Genomic DNA, 11,721 nt, shown 5'->3' with positions numbered 1-11,721 from the left:
AAACTGCTGATTAAAAGGTGTAAGAAAAGCGCGCCAGTACCTGAACGGGATCTTCCGGCGTGGCGTGATTCGACAAGATCCAGCCGCGGCTGACTTCGAGATCGACCAGCGCCTGCCGATAGCGCAACGTGGCGCCGCTGCTCAGGCCGGCGCTGCTGCGCCACCCCGAGCTGTCCTGGCGCGGCAAAATGCGGCCGACGTCGGCGCCGAGGCGCGGCGTCAGCGTGGTGGCGCCCAGATTGAAGCTGCGCGACAGCGTGTTCTGCAGATACCAGCCGTTGTCGCCGGACTGAGTGCTGCGGCTAAAGCCGCGCACGGCGCTGCGATCGGTAAGGCTCAGCCATTCCACGCCGGGCAGCGGGTCGCGGCTGTACTGGCCGTAGAACAGGTTGTTGAGCTGATAGGTCGCCTCGCCCAGGTGAAGGCGCTGGCTGAGGTTGGCGAACAGCTTGCCCTTGGTGAACTGGCTGTCGAGGTGAACCGAACTCGGATGGCGATCGGCCCCCAGCCATGGCAGGCCCTGCTCGACGCTGAGGTTGGCGCTGAACACCCCGTTGGGCAGAATATGCAGGTGGCTGGCGCTCAACTCGGCCAGGGTCAGCGTGGGGCTGCTGACTTCGAGGCGCACGCTTTCGAAGTAGTTGTCGATGCGCTTGTAGGTCAACTGGCCGCTCAGGCTGTCTATCTGATCGTGATCGCGATAAAACACGTAGTCGCTGCGCAGCCCGTACTGTTGGGTCTGGCCGTGCAGTTTGACCAGGTTGTGCGGCAGCTGCTGGTGGTTCTCATAGGACGAGAAGCTGGCGAATCCGCTGAAGGTGAACGCGCCGTACGGCAGTGAATAGAGCAGGGTATAGGCGCGGTTATAGCGGTGGGCCGGGTTTTCCAGCGTGCTGTTGACGTTCAGGCTGACGAAGTCTGACAGGCCGAACGGACTGTCCAGCGTGGCGGTGGCGCGCGCCAGCCACTGGCCAGTGCTTTTTTGGCCGTAATTATCCGTGCCGGCGGTAATCAGCCAGGGCTTGGTATGCTGATTGCGCAAACGAATGACCGAACCGCCAACCTGGCGGCCGGGTAATATATCCAGCTTGGTGGTATTCGATTGCAAACGGTTGGCCTGATCCAATCCCTGATCGAGCTCGGTTAATTTCAACGGCTTGCCTTCCAGGCCTGGAAATAATAAGCGGCTGTTGACCCAGCGATCGCCGCCTTCTATTTTCTCGATAAATCCTTCCGTCACGCTTAACCCCAATTCTCCCTGTGAATTAGGGCGAACAATTTGCACGCGCGCGGTGATATAGCCTTTTTGCACATAAAGGCGCGTTAATTCGCGGGTCAGGCGATTGATATCGTTGCTGCTGATGCAGTTTTCCGGCAGCGCGCTCAGGGCGGATAAATCGGCCGGCGAGAGCAGGGTGACGCCCTGCAGATAAACGCCGGCGATCGGCAAGCACTGCGCGGACTGCGGCAGGGCGGGCGCGGCCGGTTCCGGCTCCGCCAGCAAGCGTTGCTGCTTCAGCTGCTGGTAGCGGCGTTGCTCAATCAACTGGTTGACTTCACGCGTACTGTCTTGCAGCGCGCGGCGCGATTCCCCCATCGACATATCCCGCATCATGTGGGCGTCCGGCAGAGTTTCGGCGGAAAGGGCCGTGCTGACCAACAGCGTCAAGGCGGTCATTTTTTTTATCATTGTAATCCATTATGAGAGGCTACCGAGGCAGCCTGCCCAATCCATGAGGTTAACCACGGGTGACCGACGGCCGGCCCGAAATAATGAGCGACATGCACATTGCGAGGTATCTTGATTTGCCGCGGCAAATAAGACGGTGGGTATAGATCTAAATAATAATTAGGCTGCTTCTTTTATGGTGGGCAACCCTGGTGACTTAATTAATTAAAAAAAGTAGAACGTCTCTTCCTCTTGCCAACATTATCGGCACGGATAGGAAGAATCTGAATTTTAATTTTTCACGGATGATAGGGGATGAGGGGAATTATGACAATCCGACCAGTGGGAAATACGAAATTTCGCAGAGAATAACGGGGACGCAATTGTTTGCGTCCCCGCAGGCCGTTTATTTTTTCTTGATGGGGCGGCCGGACCAATAACCCGCCAGCAGCGAACCGGAGAGGTTGTGCCAGACCGAGAACAGTGCGCCTGGCAGCGCGGCCAGCGGCGAGAAGTAGATTTTGCCCAGCGTGGCCGCCAGCCCGGAGTTCTGCATGCCGACTTCGATCGCCAGCGTGCGGCAGGTGGATTCGTCGAAGCCGAACAGCTTGCCGCCCCAGTAGCCGCTCAGCAAACCGATGCCGTTGTGCAGGATCACCGCGACGATCACCACCAAACCGACCGAGGCGATGTGGCTTTGGCTGCCGGCCACCACCGCGCTGATGATCGCGAGGATACACACCATCGACAGCGCCGGCAGCAGCGGTTCGATGCGTTTCACCGCCTTGGTCAGGGTGTGGTGGACGATCAGGCCCAGGCCGATCGGGATCACCACGATCTGCAGAATGCTCAGCAGCATGCCCATGATATCGACGCTGATCTTGGCGTCGACGTACAGGCGAGTCAGCAGCGGCGTGGCGAACACCCCGACCAGCGTTGAGACCGCCGAGATGGTCACCGACAGTGCCACGTCTCCCTTGGCCAGGTAGATCATTACGTTGGACGCGGTACCGCTGGCCACGCTGCCCACCAACACCATGCCGGCGGACAGATCCGGCGGCATGCGGAACAGCATCGCCAGGATCCAGGCCGCCAGCGGCATGATCAGATAGTGCAGGAAGATGCCGGCCGCCACCGGGCCGGGGCGAGCCAGCACGCGTTTGAAGTCGTCCAGCCGCAGCGTGACGCCCATGGCGAACATGATCAGCATCAGCAGCGGGCTGACGTAGGGGCCGACACCGGTAAAGGAAGTCGGCGTGTAATAGGCGGTGACGGACAGCAGTATCGCCCACAGGGGGAATAAGCGCGTGAATAGTGCCAACATGCAGGTTTTCCTTAGCCAGATTGAGAACGGTGGGTGTGGTTGTGTTTTTTGCGGGTTCAACATGCTGAACCCCTGCAGGTTTTGAACGAATTTTTTAGACGCAGGGGCGCAGCGTGCTGCGCCCGCAATCAGGGATAATGACTTATTCGAACAGATTGTGGTGCAGGGTGCGCACTACCTGCTCGGCTTCTTCGCCCGGTACCAGGAAGCACAGGTTATAGCTGCTGGCGCCGTAGCAGATCAGGCGAATATTGAACGGATCGAGCACGCCGAACACCTCTTTGCCCACGCCGCAAGCGCGCGACAGCTGGTTGCCGATGATCGCCACCAGCGCCAGGTTCTCTTCCACTTCCACCCGACACAGCGACGACAGCTCGGTCAGCAGCGAGGTGGTCAGCAGGCTGCCGCCGACGGAGGTGGCGCCGGTGGTGTCCATGGTCAGCGCAATGCTGACCTCCGAGGTGGTGATCAGATCGACGGAGATGTTGTGGCGCGCCAGAATGCTGAACACCTCGGCCAGGAAACCACGCGCGTGCAGCATATTCAGGCTGTGCAGCGTCAGCAGCGTTTGCTTGCGGCGCAGCGCCAGCGCGCGGAACAGCGGCGGGTTTTCGGTGGTGTTGCACACCAGCGTGCCGCCGGCCGCCGGATCCTTGCTGGAGCCGACGAACACCGGAATGTCGCTGCGCACCGCCGGCAGCAGGGTGGCCGGATGCAGCACTTTGGCACCGAAGGTGGCCATCTCTGCCGCTTCTTCGAAACCGATTTTGTCGATGCGTTTGGCCGCCGGCACCACGCGTGGATCGGTGGTGTAGATGCCCGGTACGTCAGTCCAGATATCCACCCGGCCAACGCCGAGCGCCTCGCCGAGCAGCGCGGCGGTATAGTCGCTGCCGCCGCGGCCGAGCGTGGTGGTGCGGCCTTTCGGCTCGCTGCCGATAAAGCCCTGGGTGACTACCAGCGCTTCCTGCAGGCGAGGTTGCAACTGCGCCCGGGCCAGTTCGCTGAGCGCGGCGCTGTCCGGCACGGCGCGGCCGAAGTGATCGTCGGTGCGCATCACTTTACGCACGTCGAACCATTCGGCCTGCACGTTGCGGGCGCGCAGGATTTCAACGAACAGCAGGGTGGACATCAGCTCCCCATGGCTGACCAGCTCGTCGGTCAACGCCGTAGAGGTGGCCAGCGACGCGGCCTCCGACAGCATGGCGATGTTTTCCAGCAGCCGGTCGATCTCTTCGCGGATCACCGCCGGCGCCGTGAGGCGATCGAGGATGGCGTACTGGATGCGACGAATTTCATCAAGCTGGTAATTGCGCTTGTCGGCCTCGCAACCCTCGGCCAGGGCGACCAACAGGTTGGTGACGCCCGCCGAAGCGGACAATACCACCAGGCGAACCTGCGGGTTGGCCAGCACGACGTCGGCGCTGCGGTTCATGGCTTCAAAGTCGGCGACGCTGGTGCCGCCGAACTTGGCTACCACGGTGGAATTCTGGGGTGCTGCTTGGTTCATGTAGAAACCTCGTGTCAGGGATGCCCGTTTGGGGCACTGTAATTCCATAGCCTTGGCACAAGGGGAGAGCGGTAAACAGGGGGCAGGCGTAGAGGTCAGGCTACGATACACCCAGAAGCGCCCCACCTTGTCGATCGCCCTGCGGGCGATCCCCTGGTGACAACCCAGGGGATTCAGCCCCTGTAGTCGATATGATAATGGCCGGCCATTACCCTACCTCGGCGTCGCTCCCCCTCGGGTGCCGTCAACGGAGAAACGGCTCCTCTGACACTCTACCTGGGCGACGCGCCTCTTCTGGCTTGCGCACCGGGTGCGCAAGTAGGCTGTTAGGAATAGCCGGTTATCGCCATTCTGTCAACGTACAGACGGTGAGGGATTTTCATCTTGTACCAGCGCGATAAGCGTACAGGGCATCGCGGGCGTGGAACCGGCACCAATCGGTTGCAGAGAACCGTCTTCCTTTTGGCTGAATAACGGGATAACACCCTGATGTTTCTCCAAATACTCCAGCCAACCGAAATTTTCGTTCAATTTGGTCGCTTTGATGGTGGCGCCCCTCGCGAGCAGGCTGCTCAGGCGGCCGTAGGTGGCTTCCTGATTAAATAAAATTTCATGCCGGCGGAAACGCGAACTTTCCGCGCTGGCGCCGCGCCCTTTCAACGGCGCCCCGGAGCGAATGGCAAACACGTGATCCTCGCCGAAGAGATGGCCGAAGTGGTAGACCGCCAACGCGTTCTGGTGGCGATTGGGCGACAGCGCCAACACCTGGGCGATATTGCTCAGATCGAGATAGTTTTCTGCGTGTTCGGAGTAGGCGTGGCCATAGTAAGCCGGGATGCCTTCCATGCGCGCCTGGCGGTAGTATTCCCAACTGCTGTCGGTGACGATCACCGGCACGTTCAGTTTGATCAGCGCCTGCGCCAGCATGCGTGCCACGCTGTTGGCGCCGACGATCAGTACGCCGCGCGGCTTTTGCTGCTGCACCCGCAGCCAGCGCGCCATCATGCCGCTGGTCAGGCTTTGCAGCACCACGGTGCCGATGATGATGGCGAACACCACGGTGACCAGCCGGTCGGCGCCTTGATAGCCGCTGCGCTGCAGCGTCAGCGCGAACAGCGAGCTGACCGCCGCGGCGACGATGCCGCGCGGGGCGATCCAGCACAGCAGCAGCCGATCGCGCCAGTGCAGGGAAGAGCGCCAGGTCGATACCGCAATGCACAGCGGCCGGGCAATGAACTGCACCGCCAGCAGCAGCAGGAGCAGCGGCCAGCCCATGTTCCACAGCGCCTGGATGTCGAGCCGCGCCGCCAGAATGATGAACAGCGCCGAGATCAGGATCGCCGACAGCTCCTCTTTGAATGCCAGAATATCGCTGGTGTCCACGTCGCGCATGTTGGCCAGCCAGATGCCCATCACCGTGACGGTCAGCAGGCCGGATTCGTCGGCGATGGCGTTGGAAACGCCGAAGGCGGTCAGCATGATCGCCAGCACCGCCAGGTTCTGCAGATAGCGCGGCAGCCAGACGCGGCGCAGCGCCAGGCCGAGCAGATAGCCGAACAGCGCGCCGGCGATCAGGCCGACGGCGGCGGTCACGCCCAGCGTCCAAAACAGGTGGGTATAGGACTCCGCATTCTGTTTCAGCACGATGAATTCGAACACCAGCAGGGTGAAGATGGCGCCGACCGGATCGATAACGATCCCTTCCCAGCGCAGCACCTGGTTAATGTTGGCGTTCGGCCGCACCACGCGCATCAGCGGGGCGATCACCGTCGGCCCGGTCACCACCGTCACCGCGCCGATCAGCGCCGCCAGCTCCGGCGGGAAATCCAGCAGCCACCAGCTGGCGAGGCTGATGACCAGAAAGGTGACCAGCATGCCAACGGTGACCAGATTGCGCACCACGCCACCGAGGCCGCGTATCTCCTCGAAACGCAGCGTCAGCGCCCCCTCGAACAGGATGATCGCCACCGACAGCGACACCAGCGGAAACAGCAGATCGCCGAACAGCAGATCCGGCTGCACCAGATGCACCGTCGGGCCGAGCACGATGCCGAACAGCAACAGCGGCAAAATGGCCGGCAGGCGCAGCAGCCAGGCCAGCCACTGCGCCAGCAGCGACGCCAGGCCGATAAGCACCAACATGAGCGGAGCGGATAATTCCATAAGCGAGATCCCTTTCAAATGACGAAATGAGCAACGATGACACAGCCTGATGACAATTCGGCAACCCCGATAACAGGCCGTTAGCCCAAAGTATAGAGTGAAAGCTGAAACGAGGCGGCAATGCGTTGACAGTTAGCGCCTATCGCAAGAAAAGAGATCATAATCACAGTCGAACAGGCTACAATCGGACAAACGCGTCATTTTTATTCTCAAGCCTAAGAGTGTTGCTATGAAAAATATCAATCCTAGTCAAACCGCTGCTTGGCAAGCCCTGCAGCAACATTATGCACAGATGAAAGACGTACGGATCGCCGACCTGTTCGCCCAGGACAGCGATCGTTTCTCCAGGTTCTCCGCGACCTTCAACGACCAAATGTTGGTGGACTATTCCAAGAACCGTATCACGCAGGAAACCCTGGAGAAGCTGCAGGCGCTGGCGAAAGAAACCGATCTGCAAGGCGCCATCAAATCGATGTTCGCCGGTGAGAAAATCAACCGCACCGAAGATCGCGCGGTGCTGCACATTGCCCTGCGCAACCGCAGCAACAGCCCGATCCTGGTCGACGGCAAAGACGTGATGCCGGAAGTGAACGCGGTACTGGCCAAGATCAAACAGTTCTGCGCGCGCGTCATCGGCGGCGAGTGGAAAGGCTACACCGGCAAGCCGATCACCGACGTGGTGAACATCGGCATCGGCGGTTCGGACCTCGGCCCTTACATGGTGACCGAAGCGCTGCGCCCTTATAAAAACCACCTGAACATGCACTTCGTCTCCAACGTCGACGGCACCCATATCGCCGAAACGCTGAAGCCGCTGAACCCGGAAACCACGCTGTTCCTGGTGGCATCCAAAACCTTCACTACCCAGGAAACCATGACCAACGCCCACAGCGCGCGCGACTGGTTCCTGAGCAGTGCCGCCGATCAACAGCACGTAGCCAAGCACTTCGCCGCGCTGTCCACCAACGGCAAAGCGGTGGCCGAGTTCGGCATCGATACCGACAACATGTTCGAGTTCTGGGACTGGGTAGGGGGCCGTTACTCCCTGTGGTCGGCGATCGGCCTGTCGATCGCGCTGTCCATCGGTTATGACAACTTCGAGCAGCTGCTGAGCGGCGCGCACGCCATGGATAAGCACTTCGCCGAAACGCCGGCGGAGAAAAACCTGCCGGTGCTGCTGGCGCTGATCGGCATCTGGTACAACAACTTCTTCGGCGCCGAAACCGAAGCCATTCTGCCGTACGATCAGTACATGCATCGTTTTGCCGCTTACTTCCAGCAGGGCAACATGGAATCCAACGGCAAGTATGTCGATCGCAACGGCAACCCGGTGGATTACCAGACTGGTCCTATCATCTGGGGCGAGCCGGGCACCAACGGCCAGCATGCGTTCTACCAGTTGATCCACCAGGGCACCAAGCTGGTGCCGTGCGATTTCATCGCACCGGCCATCAGCCATAACCCGCTGGGCGATCACCACGCCAAACTGCTGTCCAACTTCTTTGCTCAGACCGAAGCGCTGGCGTTCGGCAAGTCGCTGGAAGTGGTGGAGGCCGAGTTCGCGGCGCAGGGTAAAACCCCTGAGCAGGTCAAGCACGTGGCGCCGTTCAAAGTGTTTGAAGGCAACCGGCCGACCAACTCGATCCTGCTGCGCGAAATCACCCCGTTCAGCCTGGGCAGCCTGATCGCGTTGTATGAGCACAAGATCTTCACCCAGGGCGCGATCCTGAACATCTTCACCTTCGATCAGTGGGGCGTGGAGCTGGGCAAACAGCTGGCTAACCGTATCCTGCCTGAACTGGCGGGCAGCGAGAAAATCAGCAGCCACGACAGCTCGACCAATGCGCTGATCAACCGCTTCAAGGAATGGCGCTAATCGTCTGAGCTGAGGCCAATAAAAAACCCGCCGCGGCGGGTTTTTTTATGCCTGCAAAAAATTACAGGTTGATCGGCACTTCGAAGCTGACGCCCGCACCCACGTCATCGGCGGTGCTGTGATCGTTGTCGGTGTACCACAGGCTGGTGTCGAACTTAACCTGAGACGGGAAGGTGTAACCCCAACCGACCTGGATGCCCTTCAGCGTATCGGATTTCGGGAATGCCTTGTTGTAATTCTGATTGCTTGGGTTCACTTTGGCGTATACCAAGCGGGTGCTCCAGCGTTGGCTGTCGTCCAGCACCAGCTCTACGCGGCCGGACAGCATCTGGCCGTCACCACCCATCGGGTGGCCTAGCGGGTAACCTTGCTGGTAGTAACCGCCGCGATAAACATAGTGTTGATAGATCACATCCTTGGTACTGAATTCAGAACGAGTGTCAGCACCTTCGATATACCAGTTAATGGTCGTTGGGCCCCACTCGGGGTGCCCTTCCAGACCCAACAGGTAGGCGTTATGTGACGGCAGCATGCCTGCTTCGTCTTCACCGGTAATCTGACCATAAAGGCTGACGGGCATGCCGATAAGCGGCTGCAGCTTGAGTTTGAAATCAAAGCCGCCCAGCTGGTTGCCCGGATCGTTTTTCGGATCGCCGGTGTTATCGTTACCGGTTACGCCATCCCAGAAGGAATGCCACGACTGCGGACGGCCTTCACCACCCCACATCATGACGCGTGATGCCCCCAACTCCAGGAAGTCGGTCGGCATCATGGTGAAGCGACCGCCAAACAATTTGGTATGCGGGACGGCACTGTACTGCGACAGCTGGCCGGCGGTCAGCTGGTATTGCCAGCGGCCGATCCACGACAGCCAAGGGGTTTCAAACGGTGATTGGTCGGCGCGCTGCAGCATAAAGCCCGCCACCGGGCGTGCGGCGTCGGAGCGGATCAGGCTGCCGTCGTAGCCAGGGCCCCACCACTGGGAAACTTCGCCGAAGGAAAGCCACTGGTTCCAGATTTTCACCGCGCCGTAGGAGCCGTTCATGTTGAATTTGGAGCCGTCGCTGACGCGCTGATCGCCTTCCACCGAGCCCTGCAGACGCACATCCCAGAACTCGCCGTTGGCGCCGGCGCCGATGGTCAGGCGATCGTCGGCGTACTCATTTTGACCAAAGCCCTGCGGGGTGCCGGGTTTATCCGTCGACGCGTAACCGCTGACGCGGATGTTGGCTTTCAAGGCATCGACACGGCGCTGCACGCGGTCGATGACGTTTTTCTCGGTATTGGTGACCGGTTTGGCCTGCGCGATAACGGAACTGATCTCTTCCTGGCTCAGCGGCCAGGTGGACAAACTGACGTTGATGACGCCGCGGTCAGACAACCAGGCGAGATCGTTACGCAGATCGTTGTCAGGGGTTACCAGGCCGGCGGCGTGGCCGGACAATGCACAGGTAAACAGGCCTGCAGCGACCAGTCCGTTAAGTTTAGCGCGCATAAAGAATTCCCTTGTTAATTCGAGGTTATTGGTTTTATGTAAAGATCTCTGTGACCCATGATAGTTGACATTTCGATTTGCTACAAATCTATAAGTCAGAAACATCTTATTATAACTTTATGAATTAAATGGGGTTTAAAGTGCTTTCGCGCGGGGGGTAATTTTTAAGACAATGCCTATATTGGCACGGTTGAATCATATTAGCGGCATTCAGAGAGAGGTTTTATGGCAAAAACGTCGCGTTCGATAATGATAGCGAAAGGGCTTCAGCGGGTACTGAACGTAGGCTTGCTGCTGCTGGCGGCAATTCTGGTGGTGTTTCTGGTTAAGGAGACCATCCACCTGGCGAAGGTGTTATTTATCAACAGCGAAGAATCCTCTTCTTACCTGTTGATTGAAGGTATCGTGATTTATTTCTTGTACTTTGAATTTATCGCCTTGATCGTCAAGTATTTTGAGTCGGGTTATCATTTCCCGCTGCGCTATTTTATTTACATTGGCATTACCGCGATTATTCGTTTGATTATCGTGGACCACAAGAATCCCATCGATACCTTGATCTACGCCGCGGCGATATTGGTGCTGGTGGTGACGCTCTATCTGGCCAACACCGATCGGCTGAAACGGGAATAGCGGAGATAAAAATGGCGGCCAAAGGCCGCCAAAGACACAGGATATAATTACCCTTCGTCTTGCAAGCTACAGCGTTGTTGACTGCACTCGCTGTAACTTGAAATCCATAGGGTAAAAGATAAGGAAAGACATCAAACGCACTGCAGTGGCACAAATTACCCCTTCACGCCGCCGGCCGTCAGGCCGCCCACCAGCCAGCGCTGCGCCAGCAGGAACACGGCGGTAATCGGTATCGCCGACAGCACCGCGGCGGCGGCGAAGTCGCCCCACAGGTAGTTCTGCGGGTTGAGATATTGCTGCATTCCCACCGCCAACGTATAGCTGTTCACATCGCGCAGCAGCAGCGACGCGACCGGCACTTCGGTGATGGCGGCGATAAATGACAGAATGAACACCACCGCCAGAATCGGCACCGACAGCGGCAACAGCACCAGACGGAACGCCTGCCACGGCGTGGCGCCGTCCAGCGCCGCCGCCTCTTCCAGCGAGTTGTCGATGGTTTCGAAATAGCCCTTGATGGTCCAGACGTGCAGCGCGATGCCGCCCATATAGGCGAAGATCACGCCGCCGTGGGTGTTCAGGCCGATAAACGGAATGTACTGGCCCAGGCGATCGAACAGCGCGTACAGCGCCACCAGCGACAGCACCGCCGGGAACATCTGGAAGATCAGCATGCTTTTCAGCAGCGTGCTCTTGCCGCGAAAACGCATGCGGGCGAAGGCGTAGGCGCAGGTAGTGGACAGCGTCACGATGCCGATGGCGGTGATCGCCGCGATCTTGATGGAGTTCCACAGCCACAGCAGTACCGGGAACGGCGGCGGCGTCACGCTGCCGTCGGCGTGGGTGACGCTGAAGCCGAGCGCCAGCCGCCAGTGATCCCAGGAGAGAGTTTCCGGTATCAGGCTGCCGGTGGCGAAGTTGCCGGAGCGCAGCGAGATGGCCACCACCATCAGCAGCGGGAACATGATCAGGGCGATAAAGCACAGCATCAAAATATGGGTGATCCACAGGCGCAGGCGCTGGGACTTGGGTTGAACCATGGCCATCGTTA

Annotated in this window: 8 protein-coding genes and 1 riboswitch; of the genes, 2 read left to right on the top strand and 6 right to left on the bottom strand. The window is 59.3% G+C overall.

Translation table 11 applies throughout. The features are described from left to right. Nucleotides 1-10: 10 nt before the first annotated feature. From EGY12_RS05310 to EGY12_RS05295, 4 genes are all read right to left on the bottom strand, one after another. Nucleotides 11-1,690, bottom strand: coding sequence for a ShlB/FhaC/HecB family hemolysin secretion/activation protein (locus tag EGY12_RS05310; RefSeq protein WP_123892801.1), 1,680 nt, complete (start codon nt 1,688-1,690; stop codon nt 11-13). Nucleotides 1,691-2,075: 385 nt separating this feature from the next. Further along, nucleotides 2,076-2,993, bottom strand: a complete 918-nt coding sequence (panS, locus tag EGY12_RS05305) for a ketopantoate/pantoate/pantothenate transporter PanS (RefSeq protein WP_123892800.1) — start codon at nt 2,991-2,993, stop codon at nt 2,076-2,078. A gap of 142 nt (nt 2,994-3,135) precedes the next feature. Then, a complete protein-coding gene (gene lysC, locus EGY12_RS05300) occupies nt 3,136-4,503 on the bottom strand; it encodes a lysine-sensitive aspartokinase 3 (RefSeq protein WP_123892799.1) in 1,368 nt (455 codons plus the stop codon). Between the two features lie 107 nt (nt 4,504-4,610). Then, nucleotides 4,611-4,805: riboswitch (Lysine riboswitch) on the bottom strand. Nucleotides 4,806-4,857: 52 nt separating this feature from the next. Beyond that, nucleotides 4,858-6,666 (bottom strand): sodium:proton antiporter, encoded by a 1,809-nt coding sequence (locus tag EGY12_RS05295; protein WP_123892798.1) that lies wholly within the window; start codon nt 6,664-6,666, stop codon nt 4,858-4,860. Between the two features lie 229 nt (nt 6,667-6,895). Here EGY12_RS05295 and pgi point away from each other — a divergent pair, with 229 nt between their 5' ends. Beyond that, nucleotides 6,896-8,542, top strand: a complete 1,647-nt coding sequence (gene pgi, locus EGY12_RS05290; RefSeq protein ID WP_047729728.1) for a glucose-6-phosphate isomerase — start codon at nt 6,896-6,898, stop codon at nt 8,540-8,542. A gap of 61 nt (nt 8,543-8,603) precedes the next feature. On the opposite strand, the gene EGY12_RS05285 is transcribed toward pgi, so the two are convergent. Next, on the bottom strand, nt 8,604-10,037 hold the full coding sequence (locus tag EGY12_RS05285; protein WP_123892797.1) for a capsule assembly Wzi family protein: 1,434 nt from the start codon (nt 10,035-10,037) through the stop codon (nt 8,604-8,606). A gap of 225 nt (nt 10,038-10,262) precedes the next feature. Between EGY12_RS05285 and psiE the strand changes: the two genes are divergently transcribed. Next, nucleotides 10,263-10,670 (top strand): phosphate-starvation-inducible protein PsiE, encoded by a 408-nt coding sequence (psiE, locus tag EGY12_RS05280; RefSeq protein WP_015379238.1) that lies wholly within the window; start codon nt 10,263-10,265, stop codon nt 10,668-10,670. A 155-nt stretch (nt 10,671-10,825) separates the two neighbouring features. On the opposite strand, the gene malG is transcribed toward psiE, so the two are convergent. Beyond that, a complete protein-coding gene (malG, locus tag EGY12_RS05275; RefSeq protein WP_004936696.1) occupies nt 10,826-11,716 on the bottom strand; it encodes a maltose ABC transporter permease MalG in 891 nt (296 codons plus the stop codon). Nucleotides 11,717-11,721: the final 5 nt, after the last annotated feature.

The organism is Serratia sp. FDAARGOS_506, from assembly GCF_003812745.1.
Taxonomy (GTDB): Bacteria; Pseudomonadota; Gammaproteobacteria; order Enterobacterales; family Enterobacteriaceae; genus Serratia.
This window is presented reverse-complemented; position numbering and strand designations above follow the sequence as displayed.

Excerpts from the sequence above, each read along its gene's own strand:
- EGY12_RS05310 (WP_123892801.1), bottom strand. The coding sequence starts at position 1,690 with ATGATAAAAAAAATGACCGCCTTGACGCTGTTGGTCAGCACGGCCCTT.
- panS (WP_123892800.1), bottom strand. The coding sequence starts at position 2,993 with ATGTTGGCACTATTCACGCGCTTATTCCCCCTGTGGGCGATACTGCTG.
- lysC (WP_123892799.1), bottom strand. The coding sequence starts at position 4,503 with ATGAACCAAGCAGCACCCCAGAATTCCACCGTGGTAGCCAAGTTCGGC.
- EGY12_RS05295 (WP_123892798.1), bottom strand. The coding sequence starts at position 6,666 with ATGGAATTATCCGCTCCGCTCATGTTGGTGCTTATCGGCCTGGCGTCG.
- pgi (WP_047729728.1), top strand. The coding sequence starts at position 6,896 with ATGAAAAATATCAATCCTAGTCAAACCGCTGCTTGGCAAGCCCTGCAG.
- EGY12_RS05285 (WP_123892797.1), bottom strand. The coding sequence starts at position 10,037 with ATGCGCGCTAAACTTAACGGACTGGTCGCTGCAGGCCTGTTTACCTGT.
- psiE (WP_015379238.1), top strand. The coding sequence starts at position 10,263 with ATGGCAAAAACGTCGCGTTCGATAATGATAGCGAAAGGGCTTCAGCGG.
- malG (WP_004936696.1), bottom strand. The coding sequence starts at position 11,716 with ATGGCCATGGTTCAACCCAAGTCCCAGCGCCTGCGCCTGTGGATCACC.